This window comes from Gelidibacter salicanalis (assembly GCF_007997285.1).
GTDB classification, from domain to species: Bacteria; Bacteroidota; Bacteroidia; order Flavobacteriales; family Flavobacteriaceae; genus Gelidibacter; species Gelidibacter salicanalis.
In genome coordinates this window covers 205,714-224,793 of the sequence record NZ_VORX01000004.1, presented here as the reverse complement: position 1 = coordinate 224,793, position 19,080 = coordinate 205,714, and the positions used below count along the sequence as shown (strand labels likewise).

The window sequence follows — 19,080 nt, the reverse complement described above, 5'->3', positions numbered from 1 at the left end:
CCTTCATAAAGTTAAAATACTAATAATCAGGTAACTTAAACTCTAGAAAAGATGGCCAACGCAAAAGATCCAATTAAGAAAGACCCGCTAAACACTCCTTCGGGTAAAGGTAACAAAACCATGAAAGGTCTTGTTTATAATGGTCCAGGAAAGATAGACTATAAGGACGTACCAATGCCCATCATTGAAAAACCAACAGATGCGCTTGTAAAAATTATAAAAACCACCATTTGCGGAACAGATTTAGGCATCTTACATGGCAAAACGCCTACTTGCAAACCAGGTACTACGCTCGGACATGAAGGTGTTGGTGTTATCGAAGAGGTTGGCGAATCAGTACGAAACTTTAAAAAAGGAGACCATGTTATTATATCCTGTATCACATCTGATGGAACTTGTGAATATTGCAAAAAGCAGATGTACGCTCATTGCGAAGATGGGGGTTGGATATTAGGACACCTTATTAATGGAACACAGGCGGAATATGTGCGCATTCCTCATGCTGATAATAGTCTCCACCCGATTCCTAAAGGAGCTGATGAAGAAGCCTTAGTAATGTTAAGTGATATATTACCTACGGGTCATGAAATTGGTGTCTTAAACGGACGTGTAAAACCAGGTGACACCATTGCCATTATTGGTGCGGGACCCATTGGAATGTCGGCATTACTTACCGCGCAGTTTTATTCTCCTGCTAAGATTTACATGGTTGATTTGGATGAAAATCGTCTAAAACTGGCCAAAAAATGGGGTGCAACAGATACCATTAATTCGGGCACAGAAGATGCCATTAAAAAGATACTTTCAGAAACAGCAGATGGTGTGGACGTAGCTATAGAAGCCGTTGGTGCTCCCGCAACATTTGATATCTGTCAGCAAATTGTACGTCCTGGAGGCCATGTTGCAAATATTGGTGTGCATGGAAAAAGCGTCGATTTAAAAATTCAGGATTTATGGATTAAAAATATCACCATCACCATGGGACTGGTAAATACTAACACGACTCCTATGCTTCTGAAAACGGTGACCTCTGGTAAAATTCAACCCGAAAAATTGATTACACACCGCTTTAAATTGGATGACATTATCCACGCTTATGAGGTGTTTGGGAATGCAGCTGAAGAAAAGGCATTAAAAATAATCTTGACAAACTAACATACAAGAAACGAGCGGCATCGGGTAAGGCCAGTAGGTTCATTAGGATTAATCATTGTTGTACGTTGCAGAATCAAGGCCGCTGCGCTTTTAGTCCAGATAGCGATCGGGACAAGAACAAAGACTTGCTTGCAACTAACTGACAAACGCTAATTATTTTAATTGATGTCATTGATCACTCTAGGAAGATATTTTATGATGATCCGCAACATATCATAAAGCTCTTAAATGTGACACTATGATAATTTATATATGATGGCACTCATAACAAACATTTGTTTTTATTCTGCGATTATAACAGTGATCTGCGGGATCATCTTCCACATGCTCATGGTTTTGTCTCCCGCTGATTTCGCAGAGTTTCGCAGATTTTTACTCGTCTGACACATACGGATATACAACATATCTTTTATAAAAATTATTACAATCCCTGTACAGTTTAATGTTCTACATACAGAAATGTGATGAGACCATAAAATAGTGATGAAAACCCTTGTAAAACTCAGTATGTCCGTTTTTTCAGGTCAGCACTTTATAGTGAGATGGGAGCTTTATAAACTGCATCCCTATGGGATCTTTTGGAATTTAAAAAATAAAACCCCTCCATATCTGAAGGGGTTAAATTATATTAATAATAAGCATTACCTGCTAACCAATTTGGTTAGCAGGTAATGTTTTATTTTTTTGATTCCTCAATTGAAACCTTACGGAATTCTTTCAATAATTTCTCTAAAGCCAATGATGATTTTCTGGCTCTTGTACCTGCTGATTTATTTCCGCTTTCTAACTGTAACTTAGCATCACTTTCAAAGGATTCATAAGTGCTTTGCATGTTCTCAATAAGTTCTTTCATAAGATTTGTATGTTTATTAATTTATAAAAAGCGAAAGTATAGTTATTCCAGTTAAATACCCTTAATACTTTTATAAAATTACGCAATGGCCGATTTCAAATAAAGATCATTAGAGGCTTAATTATACATGTGAAAAGTCCTAAAACCCTCAAAATAGGTTTGATAATGTCCAAAACGAACACCATTTTAGTGAAAACCAAAAAAAAGAAGGTCGCCGTAAAACAACGAGAAATAATAAGGCTTAAGAGTTTTAAGATGCATTTTTCCAATTTCTAATCGTGCATAGTTTGGAAAAGGCAGGTGACGATGGTCACTTTTATGAGCGAGAACAACTGTAATTGGTTCCTAAAACTATAAATTTGAGTATAGATGCGCCTAAATAATCCCTGTAAGGGCTTTTCTGATTATAACATAGATCATTGTTGTCCGATAAAGAATCAAGACCCTGCCTCATCGGCAGGCAGGCGCTGCGCTGTTAGAATAAATAATAAAGACTTATTTGCAACTAACTGACAAACAACGATCATTTAAATTAAAATCTCACATTCGCTCTCGGTAGAAACAGTTTCTAAAATGCAAGGTCTCATTTCGGAAATCTTCTAATGTCCCTTGCTTTTAATGAGTTTGTTAATTTATTATTTATTATTATCGGACACTAATGAACATAGATATAGGAAACAAAATTCCCAGAGGATTTAACAGCGAGCTCCTAAGGTTACCCAAAATTCTATAAATGACCGTGGGGTACTATTAATTCGTGCTGAAACGAGGCACATATTCAAAACATTGCATTATAAAAACATAGTAACACTGAACTGCACCGAGGCTTATCATTCAAAGTTTTAGCCATTAATTAGGTGCACTCTGACTAAAAAGAGGATTAAAGTTGCTATAAATAAATTACTGTTTTTTGAAATTCATGGGAAAACCTAAAGCTCGCCAGTGCGTCATATGTGCACCGTCGATAGGATGTATGTTATACTTCTTGTGATTCAAATGAAGCGATTGCACTTAAAAAGTAACGACTGTACCGTTCCGCCTTCACTTTTCCGATGCCTAAGACTTCTTTAAATTCTGATTTGGTTTTTGGCCGTCTCATTTCCATATCCTTTAAAGTCGCATCACTAAAAACAACATATGCCGGAACTTTCGCTTCTTTGGCAATAGCTGCGCGGAGTTCACGTAATTTTTGAAATAATATGGAATTCGCGGAATGTCTAGGACGCTCAACCTTGGTGGCCTGCACTTGTTTTCGAGGGGTGGCCAAACGTACCGGTCGGTCATCAAAAAGAATAGCATTGGCCAATGGCGTCAATAGTAAACGTCCATTTTCATGAAACCGGATTTCCAAAATCCCTTGATTCAGCATCTGAATAATGTACTGTTGCAAATCCATCCAAGACATCTCTTTAAGAATGCCATAAGTTTTGATGGTATGATATCCTTTACTTAAAACCTGAGCATTTTGAGCACCTCTCAACACATCTATAACCATTCCCGTAGACTCTTGTTCCCTAAGCCTATAAACTGCTGAACATACTTTTTTGGTAAGAACAGTACCGTCGAAATAACGCGGTGGCGCTTTGCAAACATCGCAATTGTTGCAATTTTCAGTATGGTGTTCTCCAAAATAATTGAGAAGCGCAATGCGACGACAACTTAGAGCCTCAGCGAACTGCTGCATTCGGTTCAGCTTCGCTATTTGATAGTCGGCGTTGGAAGCCTTTTCGGTAAATTTCCGCAGCTGAACCACATCCGCATAGGAATAAAACAGGATGTTATAGGCAGGAAGTCCATCGCGTCCACCCCGCCCTATTTCTTGGTAATAGCCCTCAATGTTTTTGGGCATATTGTAATGGATCACCCAGCGCACGTTACTTTTATCAATACCCATCCCAAAGGCGATGGTGGCCACAATGATCGGAGTAACGTCATTGATAAAACTTTCCTGAATGCTGTTTCGTTTGTCGGCAGTAAGCCCAGCGTGATAGGCTTTGGCTTTAAATCCATTTTTATTGAGTTTTGCGGTCACCTCCTGCGTGCTTTTTCGGCTCAAGCAATAGATAATACCACTTTCATCGGGTCTTGTCTTTAAAAACCGTATAATCTGATTGATGCGATCATTACCCGGCCGCACTTCTAAATAAAGATTTTTCCGATCAAAAGAAGACAAATGGACTTTGGCGTCCCTAATTTTCAACTGCGTAATGATATCCTGTTGCGTAGCCCCATCCGCAGTGGCCGTAAAGGCAGCGACTGGTGTGTTGGGGAACTGCTTTTTCAGGTAACCCAATGTGGTGTAAGCGGGTCTGAAATCATGACCCCATGATGAGATACAGTGCGCTTCATCAACCGCAATTAAACTAATTTCTATCTCAGAAAAATATGATGAAAGGTTTTGCAAGCTTTCTGGTGCCACATAAATCAACTTTAAATCGCCATTTTGCAATTTTTGGAGGGTAGCATGCTGAACGGTAGCATCTTGACTGCTATTATAATAGGCAGCAGCTATGCCATTGGTCAACAAAGCATCCACCTGATCTTTCATTAACGCAATTAAAGGCGAAATGACAATCGCCGTTCCTGAAAGCGCCAGGGCGGGCAATTGAAAACACACCGACTTTCCCCCTCCCGTGGGCATAATGGTCAATACGTCGTTTCCATTGATGATATCGTGGACGATTCGTTCTTGTTGGGGTCGAAAGCTACGATATCCGAAGTGGGTTTTTAAAAGTTGTAAGGTGGTATCTGTAGTAATCATTTTTTATCTTTAAAGTGGCTCGGACTATGACGTACATTCTATTTTGACCTCTGAATAACGCTCAGCAACCAAAAATCTATTTGCAGTTGATCCATCTCATTAAAAGTGCAGGAATAACATTGGGTTTGAAAAACCTCTACGGATTAAACGCACTTCACTAAGCGGCGCCAAAGGTATCATTTCAGGATGGAATTGTAAAATCTGGTGTACCCAACTTTGTTAAATCTTAACAACGTCTCTCCAATCTTTCGGAGCGATTAAAACTTTAGAATAAAGGTGTTTTGTGAAAACATCAGCCATCACGCTCCATAGAAGGTATGACATTCTGCCAAAAAACGCTATTCTGCAACAGCTCCTAAAAATTACAGTTCCAAACCCACTTGTCCCCTTATAAGATTCAGATATTATGGTGTTGTTTTTATGAAAAGTCCATTCCAAAGGAAAGGTCAATAGCATTTGGTTTAGAGATATCTTTCGACCTTATGATATTATATGGATTGATAAATTGTTCAGTCAGATGCTCTGGAAGTTCTTCCAAAAAGTATTGCGAGTTAAAACCAACGGTTTTCGCTTTATTGACGGTGCTTATAGAATTTGTATCCCTTGTAATAATCAATTCATTTTTCGCCCTGGTAAGAGCCACATAGAGCACACGTCGATCTTCTTCAATCTTATCATCACTCCCAAGATTCCACGCACTGGGATACACTTTGGGTGAAACGTTAAGGACATAGCAGACATCCGCTTCCAAACCTTTAGCCGAATGTACTGTAGAAATGATAACATGATCTTTGATTTCGCTGTCACTCATTGCAGATCCTTCCAAAACAGGCGCTCCATTTAGCTGTTTTGCATTTTCTAAAACACCTTCAGAAATAAGCTGACCAATAGAAGCATAATTATCGCCTAACATTTCCAAAACCGGAAAATCCGATTTCCTTTTCTCTTCCCAGTCCTTGCGGTATTTAAATGCTAATGGTAGTTCCATCCTGGCATAGGTTTCCTGCAAGGCGACTTTCACATTTCCCGCATTTAAAAAGATGGTATTGTAGATATCGCTTATCGCCTCCCCTTCTGAACCTCCCACAATATCCCCCAAATTTTGTGCACACTGCAAGGGATCTTCATAAGCGATTAATTTAGAAATGTATTTACCAGCCTTGACCTCGCCAATGCCATCCCAAAAGGTTAAAAATCGCATCCAGCCTATTTCATCTAAGTGATTATTTACAACCCGGAGCGCCGAAATGACATCTTTAATATGCGCAGCCTCCATGAATTTCCGCCCTCCGTAGGTGACGTATGGAATTTTCTTTTGAATAAAAACGGCTTGTAAAGGTTTGGTATAATAGGTAGATTTTGAAAGGATCAGATGGTCTGAAAACTGCTTGTTGTTTTCGGTAAAATTTTCCAGGATATGTTCAGCAATAAAATTGGCTTCTTCCCATTGACTGGTAATATTTATCAATTTCGGAATTCTTCCCGAGCCTCTAGCGGCCACCAATTGTTTTTTGTAATCTAAAGGAGATGCATCAATCAGCCAATTGGACATATCTAAAATTTCTTGGGTAGACCGATAATTTTTATCCAAGATCATGATTTCAGAATCGGGCACTCGCTCTTTAAATAAATGCACATTCTTAAAATCGGCACCTCTGAATGAATAAATCGATTGGGCATCATCACCAACACAATAAAAATGGGCGATCTCTAAAAAAGGCTCCAACAAGTACCATTGCAGCGGGTTTGTATCCTGAAATTCATCAATCAATAAATGTTCTATCTGTTTGTTTAATATATCTCTGGCCTCTTTATCGTTGCGCAATCGATTTGCCACTACCAATAAAAGATCATCATAATCGATATACCGACCTTCGCCTTTTTTAGTTTGATAGGCCTTCAATAACACTTCAATTTTTGGACGGATGATGTCAATTTCATCGTTGGTTTCATCATCCATTTTACCTTTATAAACCTGTTCCCTTATGGCATTGGATAAATTTTGTCGCGTATTACGTCCGTAAGAATAGATATCTATTAATTGTTGCGGTTTAATCCGGATTCCTTTATACTCAATAATTTGATCACCACACACCATTTTCATCACACTCAATTGATCGTCCGGATCAATGACCGTATAGCCTGAAGCACCAAATAAATTGGGATAACGCACAATGAGTTGATTGCACCACGAATGAAAAGTAGAGCCATTTAAACTTTGGGCTTGATTTGTAGAAAGCGAAGATTTTACCCGCTCCACAATTTCGTTTGCAGAACGTTTGGTAAAGGTAAGGATTTGAATCTTTTCAGGGGAAGTGCCGTGTTCAATAAGGTAAGCAGCCCTACCAACAATACAACGTGTCTTCCCTGTGCCTGCACCAGCTAGGACAAGTAAATGTCTACCTTCATATTCGACTGCTTTTTTCTGCTTTTCGTTCAGTTTATGATTTTCCAAAATGATCATTTTTGTAAAGATATTGAATATTGAGAAGTTAAAAATATTTTCTGTAGCGCTAAAACTTCATATTTTTGCTCTTATGGTCTGGATCTACATTCAAACACTTCAAGCGGGCAAAAAAAGAGATATTCCTTATCGTTTAGTATTAAAAAGCGATGATGAATCCCAACCTTATTTAAGCTTTAATTTTAGACCTCCTATGAGCATTTCTAAAAAAGATTATGAGTTACAGGGTCTAGACAGGTTACAGATACTATCTTCACCGCCATTTTGTGATCTCGCAGACGACTTAATTGAAGTGTTTAAAAACCATCAACTTGTGTTTTTGGAGGTAAAGCAATTTTTGCTTCTCAAGTCTCAATTTAAAATTATTGGCTATAATTTTAATGTGTTTCCCAAATACCTCATGTATGCCACTGATAAAACGCAAACAAATTCTATTTCGGACTATTTGAAAACCACTAAAAACTTGGGAAATCATAGTTCAGATTATGCTGAGCGTTTTGTTGAATTGATGGCGCATTATTATGATCATAAACTCACCCTCCAAGAAACATTTCCCAAAGCTGAGACATATGAGGCACTACACATTTCAGATTATAAATTGTCGCCTGGAGTTTATTTCTTTCTAGATGAATTACAAGAGGTGATTTATGTAGGAAAGGCCAGTCAAATCAGAAAACGTTTACAAAGCCACTTTTCAAACCTGTCAAAAGAAACTATGATTGATTATTCCAAAATAAAATCGATTCAAGTGGAGTTTTCCGGAAACGATATTCTGGCACAACTCATAGAATCAGCACATATTAAGCATTTAAAACCAATTTATAATACGCAACAGGTTGAAGATCCGGCGCCATATATCATTAACAAAGCAACAACCGCCAGTGGGATCAACAAACTACAAATCACACGAAAGGATATCATTGACAACTTGCCAGAACGTTATTTTAATAGAGTATCCGTAAAGCAATCTCTCCAAAACTTTTGTAATGAGTTTAATTTGTGTAGAAAACACTGCGGCATAGAAAAAGTTAAGGGTCCTTGCAGTAAAGTAACTCGTGAACAGACACCTTGCGTTTGTGCGGATAAAACGCTAATTACTGCATATAACGAGCGATTTGAAGACGCTTTTAGACAATTTAAGAATAGGAAATCTAGTAAAATCTATAAACTAAAGGGACGCCACCATCACGAAGACGCTTTTATATATATGGTAAATGGAATTTATGAAGGTTATGGATTTATTGATAAGAGTGAGGTCGTACTAAGCACTAATGACATTTTAGGTCAGTTAATTAGGCAAAGCAACAATTACGATACCTCAAGGATTGTGAGCAAACTGGATGCAATTATTCCCAAAGAAGATATATTGACTTTACACGAATAGCAATTGAAACTTTAATAGTTTCTTTAATTATCAGAAATCGTAATTAATTAAGTGGGGGATTGCCTTTAAAATATTTTGTTTTTTAGTTACAATAGTGAACGCCTACTTAAATAAAATTTAATTCCCATACATCTCTCCAGTTGATTCTTTTTTTGACTGCAAAATTTCCATTTAGGAACCTCTGGTATTATTTAATTTTTACAATCGGGTGATGAATTTTACCTAAAATAGGTGCAGAAATGTAAAAGAGATCATTGTTGTCCGATAAAGAATCAAGACCGCTGCGCTGTTAGAATAAAGAATTAAGACTTGTTTGCAACTAACTGACAAACAACAATCATTAAAATTAAAATCGCACATTCCCTCTCGGTAGAAACAGTTTCTAAAATGCAAGGTCTCATTTCGAAAATCTTCTAATGTCCCTTGCTTTAAATGAGTTTGTTAATTTATTATTTATTTTTACCGGACACTAATGAAAGCTGAGTTCAACCCATAAGTGCAAAATATATCTTCGTTATATCTTAAATTGGCAGGATATATAACATAATGTTGAATTCATGCTCGTTGTGCTTCATACTGAAGAAAATTCCGTCTTTAAAAAAATCAAACAGATTGAAACAAAATTGTAACTAATCCGTTACATTTGAATATGAGAGAAATCAATATTATAGAAAAATGTCTGAAATTTATTGACAGTTAAGGCGAAAGAGATGCTCTTAAATTCTTCCAACTCATTGAAGTTATTGGAGAGGTTAAAGTTGTAAACACCAACTTCCTTAAAAAACTGCAATCAACACAATTTTATGAATTGCGAATGAAAGCAGGTAATGGATATCGAATTATAATTTTCGCAATAGACCATCTGAATTTCCCAGAATTCACCAATGCTGTTTGTCAATGCGGGTTTCTAAAAAAATCCACAAAAGATTAAAAAAAGCAGTAAAACAAGTTGAAAAAATATTAGAAGAATATCTTAAAGAAAAGTAAATATGGGAAAGTCAATAAATGCAAAGGAACTGATTGCTGAGCGATACGGGAAAGAAGGGACTAAGGAACGTGAGAAATTCCGAGAGGATGCTTCTTCCTATTATTTTGGAGAAATCATAAAAAACAGAAGAAAGGAATTGCATATGAGCCAAGAAGACTTAGCTGATAAAGTCGGAAAAAAGCTACCATATATCTCACGAATTGAAAACGGTGAAGATATTCGTTTATCCAATTTCGCCCTGATTGCCAATGCGCTGGGATTGTCTATAGAATTAAAAGTTGTGTAAAAGTAAGAAAGCACAACAAAGATGTGTATGAAACATAGCTAATTAATGCTTTCCGAAAGGTTTGTGTGTGTTTGTGAAGTCCGCCAAATCTTTGATTTGACTGTAATATTGAAAAAGTTGTTCCCTATCAAAGATTTGGCTAAGTGCCAATCCAAAAGTTATTGTGAATTTAAACGCTATGTTTTATGGGGAAGCCTACAAAGCGCTAAATTAAAACACAGCGCCACAACGTGTAAAAAATAAAACTTGTCCATGTCTACTTGTAATCCCGATTGTTTTCGGGAACGGATTTTTCTCTGTTGAGCACTCGATGTATAAGCCCGTTATGACGCCTCACCACAGTTTATATATTAAACGTTGATCTCAAAAATATAAATCAAAACCAAGAATCATAATTATTAGTTAAATTTTTGGATTGGTTTTTGATGGGAATAATCTTAAATATTAGTGTTATGATTAAAAGATTCTTTTTTTATAGGAATACTATTCCATTAGAAGTTTAAACCAATTTTAACAAAACCGTAAAACCTATGAAAACTAGATTATTCTTTGCTATCGCTATAGCATTTATATCACTTGGCAATTCTCAAGAAATTCAGAGTATAAATAAGCTGAATTCAAGTAATGAACAACCAATAATTTATTATTTGGTAAATAAAAAAAGTGATACAACACTAATATATGGTGAAAAACTACCAATTAGAACCATACAAAGAGGTTTTACATACCTTAATGAAACCGGAGATGAAAAAACCATAAATCCTGATGATTTCACATATTTGTTAATGAAAAATTCAGAAGGAAAAACATTAACTCTTAGATCATTGCCCTTCAAAAGAAAAACTTTTAGCCGTGCGGCAAAAAGAAATGCATTTATGACTGTTTTAATAGAAAACTCAGAAAGTGAACTTAAAAAAGGGAAGCTAAATTTATATTTACACGATAATATATATTTAAAAAGCAAAGTTTTACCTCTAGAAGAAAGTGTAGAGTGGCCATCCCATATGGAAAAAGATCAATTTATTGAATCCCAAACAATATACTTTCAAGATTTGGACGGCTTACATATCATAGATTCTAAGTCAGATTTTAAAGACATCCCCAAAGTATTAGGAAAAAAACTTTACAGAGAAATGAAAAACTCTGATAAAGGAAAAGTAGAATTCTTGCTTGATTATTTTACAAACTATAATATGAAAATAGGCAACGAATAACTACAGCCAACACCGATACTTGTTGCACAACCCCATAAAGTGATCATAATCATAATGTTTAAACCCTTTTTAGGGCTTTCTTATTTTTTGTGCGCCAAATTTAGAATCATATTAAATGGCTTAATTACAAATGTGTCAAGTTCCGGAGCGTCCTCATTTTATGAAACACACAGGCAAATACTCTTGTAGCACTTTTGTTAAGTTTCCGGGTACACTTCTAATGTTTTTAGGATAGAATACTATGGTGGCCAAATGCAAGACCCTAGTTGGCCTAGGTCAATCCTATGATGTTTACCTTACTTAACTCCATGGACGGGTTAAGCGTGCCAAAAAAGCGTTCTCACGATGCTTCAAAAAATTAAAAATCCTTGGCGCCTAGCGACAAAGGCAGGATTGCCAGTTACCAGACCTATTGGTAGTTTTCCTTAACTTAGCGTATCACGATTAACAAAGAAAAAGTTGTGAGCCAACCAAAATAAAAACACTGACATGAAATTATTTATCTTATCAGCGCTTATAACAGTGATTCAATTCAGTTGTCAATCGGATGCAAGCAAAACCAATAACAGGAAACATCTATTTTACATTCACGGTCGAATAATTGAAGAGCAAGGTAAAAATGTTTATAGTGAGGTATTTGGCAGTTATGAATTAGACAGCATTATTTCGGCATTAAAGTTTCAAAAATCCCACGTTTATTATGAGGTTAGGAAAGAAGATGTTGAACCAAGAGCGTATGCCATTAAGATTTCAAAACAAATAGATAGCCTTCTACAGTCAGGCATCAAACCGAATGACATTACGGTTATTGGAGCATCTAAGGGGGCCATAATTGCTTCGAATATTTCAGACCTAAATTTAAATCCAATCAATTATGTTCTACTTGCCGGAAACAATACTTTTCAAGAATCGACTAATGATTGGAAATTTCATGGGCAGGTACTAGGCATTTACGAAGTATCCGATAGTATTGCTGGAAAAAATTATGACTACTGGAAAAAGTCTGACAATTTTACCACGAAATTTGAACAACTAGAATTGAATACAAATTTGGGTCATGGATTTTTGTATAAACCATTACTGGCGTGGATTGAACCGACCAAAAAATGGATTTTAAAACAAAGTTTATAAAAAAATTAATTGATGTCCGAAAAAGAATCACGATCGCCGCGCTGTAAGCACCAATAGCTTTCGGGACTAAAACTTGCTTGCAACCAACTTATTAACAACGATATGGTTTTGTCTGATCTCACTTGAAAAGCCCTAAAAAAAACTTGGCATTCTCTACATCCCCATTATATTTTTAGTATTTATTTACTAAATTCCGTACGTAAACCCGCAACTTATTTTGACCAAGATTGTTCGTCAGCTTTAAAAAATTGAGTTCCGTTACATTAGTGAAATACTTTCCATTACTTTTTTAAAGGACAGGAATATCTAGAATTACGACTTAGGGCTCGTACCCAATAGTTAACGAAATACCTCACGCCAAAACCGCCATTTGCAACTTATTTAAAGATTGACCTGTTTTCATAACCTTTGAACGCACAATAAGGATTATATTGCATATTATCAAGTTTTTTGATTAAAATTTTATATTAATTTGAATAAATTATACAATTATGTGTAAAAATCATGGAGTTTCCTATGTAGGACCAGGAGAAGTGGAAGTATTAGAAATAGATTATCCCAAATTAGCTTTGGGAGACCGAAAATGTGAACACGGCGTAATTTTAAAGATTGTAGCTACCAACATTTGTGGCTCAGACCAACACATGGTAAGAGGTAGAACCACAGCTGAAAAAGGATTGGTTCTAGGCCATGAAATTACCGGAGAGGTCATAGAAATAGGACGGGATGTTGAATTTATCAAGAAAGGAGATTTGGTATCCGTGCCCTTTAATATTGCTTGTGGACGCTGTGATAACTGTAAAAAAGGATTAACAGGCATCTGTTTAAACGTAAATGGCGATCGCCCGGGTGCGGCTTATGGCTATGTTGATATGGGCGGATGGATTGGAGGCCAAGCGGAATATGTGATGGTACCTTACGCCGATTTTAACTTGCTTAAATTTCCTGACAAGGATCAGGCCATGGAAAAAATATTGGACCTGACCATGCTTTCTGATATTCTACCAACTGGATTTCACGGCGCTGTTATGGCAGGAGTAACTGCGGGTTCAGTGGTGTATATTGCCGGTGCAGGACCAGTGGGCCTCGCTGCTGCATCAAGCTGCCAATTATTAGGCGCTGCAGTAGTTATTGTAGGCGATCTTAATGAACAACGCCTTGCCCACGCTAGAAGTTTTGGTTGTGAGACCATTAATTTAACCAACGGGATTCCGGTGCAAGAACAAATTGCCATGATTGTTGGTATCCCTGAAGTGGATTGCTTTATTGACTGTGTAGGTTTTGAAGCTAGTGGTCATGGCGACAGTGCAGGAAAAGAAATGCCCGCCATTGTATTGAACCAGGCGATGGCCATTACCAAAGCTGGTGGTCAAATTAGTATTCCGGGACTTTACGTTACTGAAGATCCAGGAGCTAAAGAAGAGTCTGCAAAACAAGGCAGCTTGAAAATCCGTTTCGGATTGGGATGGGCAAAATCCCATTCATTCCATACAGGTCAAACACCAGTTATGAAATATCACAAACAACTGATGAATGCTATCTTGCACGATAAAATAGATATCGCAAAAGCGGTCAACGTAGAGGTCATCAGTCTGCAAGACGCCGCAAAAGGCTATGCCGCTTTTGATTCTGGAGTAGCTAAAAAGTTTGTGATAGACCCACACGGTTTAATAGCTCACTAATTTGAGCCTTTTTCATAAGTTATTGAACTGTTTTAATAACTTTATCAAAGACATTACAACGTATATTGTAACATTATAACAACATTAAAATTAAAAAATAAAAATTATGAATATCACATTAGCACAGGCAGAAAAGGCCATCACAGCAGCACAAGAAAAAGCAAAAGCCATAGACACCAAAATGAATATCGCGGTGGTAGATGCTGGCGCTAACTTAGTAGCGTTTGCACGTATGGATGGCGCTTGGTTAGGTTCTCTTGACATTTCAATTAAAAAAGCAAAAACAGCACGTTTTTTTGATATGAACACGGGATTAGTAGGCGAACTATCCCAACCAGGAGGTTCTTTATACAACATTGAACACTCTAATGGTGGACTTATTACCTTCCCAGGAGGTATTCCAATTACCAATTCAAACGGAGATATCATCGGGGCGATTGGTGTAAGCGGAAGTTCTGTTGACAACGATCACGCAGTAGCAGAAGCCGGAGCCAAAGCTCTTTAATACATAATAATATAGTTTACAAAGAGGATCGTCGTTACTGATGATCCTTTTTTTTTATTTGTAACCTTATAAAATCAGTGCAATTTATAGCGTCGGCAATGTCAATTCAACTATGGCTTTGCAAGGCGCTTTTTTAAAATTTATTTCACAAAATCAGGAATTTTACTGTGGAACATCTTCACTATAGGTAACCTATTATCTTACTGTTCAGATGTAATTCCATGGCAAACACACTATTCACTTCCTACAATAAATAGTGTCCTTCAAAATCACATATCAAGGGAATCAGCAGCGTACTTACTGTCCAATGGGAGCATAAAACGGATTCTGTTAAAAAGGAGTACCGTTATTTTTTAATATTATTCACATACCCTGTTGCGGAGAAGGATTGTATTATTTCATAGGGCAACACCCATCTACTTCACATAATTGTATTTTTCCACGGTTTGCCACACCTCCGTGTAAGTAAATCCCTTTTGTTAAAAAAATGGTTTTTGAAGATGAGTTTACTACTTTTAAACACGAACCTTAGCATTTCAATTTTAAATCCCGAGTCCACTTAGGCATCTAATGAAAAAAAACCTTCTACTACTTTGCTCGCTTTTATTACTAAGTTCAAGTTTTGCTCAGCAAGACCAACGCACTATTAATTTACAAGCGTTTGCCAAGGCCTATGGGTATGTCAAATACTTTCATCCTAGTGACGAAGCTTCAGAAATCGATTGGAATAATTTTGCTGCATTTGGAGCCAGCGAAATGTTAAAAGCCGAGAATAGCGTCGAGGCCATCACAACACTCAACGCGCTCTTTAAACCTATGGCCCCTAGCATTGTATTTTCAAATTCAAAACAGAATTATGATAACAGCATCCTAATTCCTCCGAACACCAAAGATTACGAGTTGACCTATTGGCAACACAAAGGGGTTTCTAAAGACATGATTAATCAGGGTGGCATCTACAGCAGTGTTAGAGTGAATAGATATAAGGAAGCTGTGCAAACTAATGGTTTTGGAAGTCTTGCGACGGGCATTAATCCAGAAGCATATAGAGGGAAGAAAATTAAATATACCGCTTGGGTAAAACTTAAGGACGGCTCACAGGGCACTGGACATTTATGGCTTAGAGTAGATAAGCCGAATAAGAAAATGGGCTTTTTTGATAATATGGGCAATAGGCCGATCAAAAGTAATACATGGGAACAGTATGAGATTATTGGCGAGGTAGACGCCTTGGCATCTGGATTGTTCTTGGGATCTTTCCTTATAGGAAAAGGCAGCTTGTATGTGGATGATGTGCACCTTTACTATGAGAATGAAGGAGAATGGATTGAAATCCCCATAGTCAACAACAATTTTGAAGCGGAAACCATTGGTTCAAAAAACGACACAACGCCATGGACCGGCGCTAGCAAAGGCTATGCCTACGCCTTAGAAACTACTGACGTTAAGGAAGGACGACAAAGTGTGAGGATCAGTTATAATTCAGATTCTAAGAAACTAAAAGAGGAGCCTCTTTTTGATGCCGCGCCAAAATTTGGAGAACTCATAGAAAAAGAAATTGGGCCGGGTATGTTCTGTCAAATTCCCCTGACCTTGTACACCACCAAAGAGCACACCTATCCAAAAAGCAAGACGTTTACTAAATTTAAATCCCGCTTAAATAAATGGGATACCAATTCAGAAATTCAAGCTTTATACTTAGGCAATGTCATTAATACCTACAACGTATTTCAACATTTCTATCCGTATTTTGCTGAAGTAAACGTCAATTGGGATCTCGATTTGGCAAAGGCTCTAAAAAGAAGTTTAACTGACCAGACCGAACAAGAGCACCTCATCACCTTAGAAAAATTTACGGCGCCTTTAAAGGATGGGCATATTTATGTAACCGGCGGCAATGCTGAAAATTATGTCCCTCCTATTCAATGGGAATGGATTGAAAATGCTTTGGTTATCACTAAAATTAAAGCTGCTGATCTTGGAATTAAGGTAGGCGATATTGTAACCAAAATAGATGGCCAAACCTCGGAAGCTTATTTTAAAGAAATCAATTCGACCATTTCAGCTGGAACCGAGGGATGGCTTAATTATAGAGCACAACAAGTCAGTTTATTTGGTAAAAGGAATGAATCCCTGGCTTTAGAAATTGACGGTAAAAAGGTGGTTTTACAGCGCGATAAGAAATTCGAGTATGGTCAACATAACATCAGCATACAGGAAAACAACTATAAAATATTAGACGATAACATTTACTATCTCAATCTCAACACTATTGAGATGGATACTATTACGGCATTAATGCCACAATTGGAAAAAGCAAAAGGAATCATTTGTGATTTGAGAGGATATCCCAACGGGAACCATGACTTTATTTCGCATCTGCTTAAAACAAATGACACCTCTAAAGCTTGGATGAGAGTCCCAAAAATTATTTATCCAGACCACCAAAAAGTATCAGATTATGAAAACCATGGTTGGGAAATGCCCGCAAGAAAACCTTATTTGGGAGCTAAAAAAGTAGTTTTCATTATTGATGGCAGGGCAATCAGTTATGCAGAAAGCTTTATGGGTTTTATCAAACACTATCAATTGGCAACAATTGTAGGGCAACCAACAGCAGGCACTAATGGGAACATAAATCCATTTAGGCTATTGGGAAATTACGTTATCAGTTGGACTGGCATGAAGGTGGTGAACCACGATGGAAGTCAGCATCATGCTATAGGCATAGTACCAGATATTTATGTCAACACCTCAATTGAAGGTGTAAGAGCAGGGACAGATGAATTTTTAGAAAGCGCTATAAAGGTCATTTCAAATTGAGAAGACTCCTTCATTATTCGGATGTTAACGCTTTATGCCAGAGTATTTCGTTAACCGTAATGACCTGACTTATCATTTATAAAATTTAAAGATCTGAAGGAACGCGTATACGAAAAATTATCTTTTGGCATATTTTGCTTTCAAAATCAGTCCATCTATTTGAAGTATTGTTTTAAGACTAAACCCACAAACTCAGTTTAGAAGTCAGTACATTGACGCTCTGTTCATCGTGAATTCGCGACATAAAGTTTTAAAAATGTAATCTGATAATTTTAAAAAGTATAGGTGAAGCCCATGAGGTAATCCCCATCTTTGGTATTAAAAGTGAGCTCCATATGCTCTTGTTGATATTCCGTAGTAAAAATCAAAGTACTTCCAATGCCAATGACCGCTCCAGCAAGAATATCCCAGCCATCGTGTTTTTGGGCATCTATCCTGCTAAATGCGGTAAATCCTGCCAAAGCATAGGATGGGATGCTATATGAAAACCCATAGCGTTTGTGGATAAATGACGCCGCCTGAAATGTTGTGGATGTATGGCCAGAAGGAAATGCGTTATCGCCATTGTCAAAAGGTCTTCTTTTATTAATCCCCACCTTTAACCCGAACGTTACAGCCTGATTTAGCAAAAATCCTTTGGAGAATTGCCAAGTTCCTTGACGATCTTTTTTGAGCAAGGCCACTGTAAGGGCTGCAACCGGAGCTGTTACCAATCCAATATCTCCCGCGGTTTCTATTCCTGATTTCTGTGCGAAGGACTGTTGGCAATTAACAATCCAGAAAAGAATAACTAATAATAAAACTGATATATTTTTTTGCATAATTTTAAATAGTACTACTAAAAATTGAGGTTGACGCGTCCTTCTTACTTCCAAGACCGCCTATATGTGATACAAAAATAACTTTAAATTCTTAAGAGAATTTAAAGTTTCTGCTTCACCAACTATAAATCTTAAACCAATACGTTTAACGCTTTTTCTTTTAGAGCAACCAATGTTGATTTTGCCTCTGTCTGGGACCATTCGCCATCTATTTGCGCACTAAAAATAGGAGCTCCTTTTTGAGTTATGTTTAAAGCTGTGGTCTGATAGTATCTCACCTCCTTCAGTGCATGTGGTTTTTTTAGGAGCAGCAAAACTCCAAGATACATCATTTTCAATCGGCTGATATTGGGCACAATAAGCACATCTAATAGACCATCTTTTAAGGAAGCTTTTGGCGTGAGGCTCATCGTGTAGCCCATAACGTTTGAATTGGAAATAAAGAACAAAAACGGATTCCTCAACTCAATATTATCATCAATAACCATGACCACGGTTTCCTTTTTATAATATGCCCAAAACGCCTTATAGCAAGCTTTTAAATAACAACGCCATGTTCTCTTCTCTGACGCTGCATAGTGTTCTATGACTTTGGCTGTAAATCCGAAGCCAATATTACTAAAAAAATACCGCTGATTGACACAGCCAACATCAATCATTGTGGGTTGGTTTTTTTTGATGATTTCCAGAGCCTCTGCCAAGTGTGTCGGGATCTTCAAATTGTTTGCCAAACCATTGCCTGAACCAATAGGCACAATACCTAAAGGAATTGTTGTTCCTACCAAGAGGGAGGCCACTTCATTGACCGTACCATCTCCTCCACAGGCCACAATAATATCAGCATGTTGTTGGATGGACGCTTTGGTAAGTTCTGAAGCATGACTTTTATACTCAGAAGTTTTTAGGGTGATCAGATAATTTTGAGGTTCAAAATAGTGTTGTAAAAGCGTTTCAGATAAACGATGCTTCCCAGAACCTGCTATCGGGTTGACAATGAAATGAATGTTGAGCAT

At 37.2% G+C, this 19,080-nt stretch carries 13 protein-coding genes; 8 read left to right on the top strand and 5 right to left on the bottom strand.

All coding sequences use genetic code 11. The features are described 5' to 3' along the window. Positions 1 to 51: 51 nt before the first annotated feature. Positions 52 to 1,155 (top strand): zinc-dependent alcohol dehydrogenase family protein, encoded by a 1,104-nt coding sequence (locus tag ES711_RS10350; RefSeq protein WP_246139175.1) that lies wholly within the window; start codon positions 52 to 54, stop codon positions 1,153 to 1,155. Between the two features lie 676 nt (positions 1,156 to 1,831). On the opposite strand, the gene ES711_RS10345 is transcribed toward ES711_RS10350, so the two are convergent. The 3 genes from ES711_RS10345 to ES711_RS10335 all read right to left on the bottom strand — a co-directional run bounded on the left by ES711_RS10345 (position 1,832) and on the right by ES711_RS10335 (position 7,233). Continuing rightward, a complete protein-coding gene (locus ES711_RS10345; RefSeq protein WP_146893219.1) occupies positions 1,832 to 2,008 on the bottom strand; it encodes a histone H1 in 177 nt (58 codons plus the stop codon). A gap of 976 nt (positions 2,009 to 2,984) precedes the next feature. Further along, complete coding sequence (recQ, locus tag ES711_RS10340; protein ID WP_146893218.1) at positions 2,985 to 4,769, bottom strand: DNA helicase RecQ; 1,785 nt, start codon at positions 4,767 to 4,769, stop codon at positions 2,985 to 2,987. A 418-nt stretch (positions 4,770 to 5,187) separates the two neighbouring features. After that, on the bottom strand, positions 5,188 to 7,233 hold the full coding sequence (locus ES711_RS10335; protein WP_246139174.1) for an ATP-dependent helicase: 2,046 nt from the start codon (positions 7,231 to 7,233) through the stop codon (positions 5,188 to 5,190). On the opposite strand from ES711_RS10335, the gene ES711_RS10330 reads away from it, so the two are divergent. From ES711_RS10330 to ES711_RS10295, 7 genes are all read left to right on the top strand, one after another. After that, positions 7,226 to 8,617 (top strand): GIY-YIG nuclease family protein, encoded by a 1,392-nt coding sequence (locus ES711_RS10330; protein ID WP_146893216.1) that lies wholly within the window; start codon positions 7,226 to 7,228, stop codon positions 8,615 to 8,617. The genes ES711_RS10335 and ES711_RS10330 overlap by 8 nt on opposite strands. Positions 8,618 to 9,606: 989 nt before the next feature. Then, positions 9,607 to 9,891 carry a helix-turn-helix domain-containing protein gene (locus ES711_RS10320; protein WP_146893215.1) on the top strand — a complete coding sequence of 95 codons (285 nt, stop codon included), beginning with the start codon at positions 9,607 to 9,609 and terminating at the stop codon, positions 9,889 to 9,891. Between the two features lie 530 nt (positions 9,892 to 10,421). Further along, complete coding sequence (locus tag ES711_RS10315; protein ID WP_146893214.1) at positions 10,422 to 11,105, top strand: hypothetical protein; 684 nt, start codon at positions 10,422 to 10,424, stop codon at positions 11,103 to 11,105. 489 nt (positions 11,106 to 11,594) lie between these two features. Then, entirely contained in the window at positions 11,595 to 12,236 is a 642-nt protein-coding gene (locus tag ES711_RS10310) for a hypothetical protein (protein WP_146893213.1), read from the top strand. Between the two features lie 491 nt (positions 12,237 to 12,727). Then, positions 12,728 to 13,918, top strand: a complete 1,191-nt coding sequence (fdhA, locus tag ES711_RS10305; RefSeq protein WP_146893212.1) for a formaldehyde dehydrogenase, glutathione-independent — start codon at positions 12,728 to 12,730, stop codon at positions 13,916 to 13,918. A gap of 106 nt (positions 13,919 to 14,024) precedes the next feature. After that, positions 14,025 to 14,423: a GlcG/HbpS family heme-binding protein gene (locus ES711_RS10300; protein ID WP_146893211.1), complete on the top strand. Its 399-nt coding sequence runs from the start codon at positions 14,025 to 14,027 to the stop codon at positions 14,421 to 14,423. 570 nt (positions 14,424 to 14,993) lie between these two features. Further along, positions 14,994 to 17,246 carry a S41 family peptidase gene (locus ES711_RS10295; RefSeq protein ID WP_146893210.1) on the top strand — a complete coding sequence of 751 codons (2,253 nt, stop codon included), beginning with the start codon at positions 14,994 to 14,996 and terminating at the stop codon, positions 17,244 to 17,246. A 272-nt stretch (positions 17,247 to 17,518) separates the two neighbouring features. Here ES711_RS10295 and ES711_RS10290 read toward each other — a convergent pair whose 3' ends face one another. After that, a complete protein-coding gene (locus ES711_RS10290; protein ID WP_146893209.1) occupies positions 17,519 to 18,067 on the bottom strand; it encodes a phosphatase PAP2 family protein in 549 nt (182 codons plus the stop codon). A 131-nt stretch (positions 18,068 to 18,198) separates the two neighbouring features. Then, positions 18,199 to 19,080 carry a diacylglycerol/lipid kinase family protein gene (locus ES711_RS10285; protein WP_146893208.1) on the bottom strand — a complete coding sequence of 294 codons (882 nt, stop codon included), beginning with the start codon at positions 19,078 to 19,080 and terminating at the stop codon, positions 18,199 to 18,201.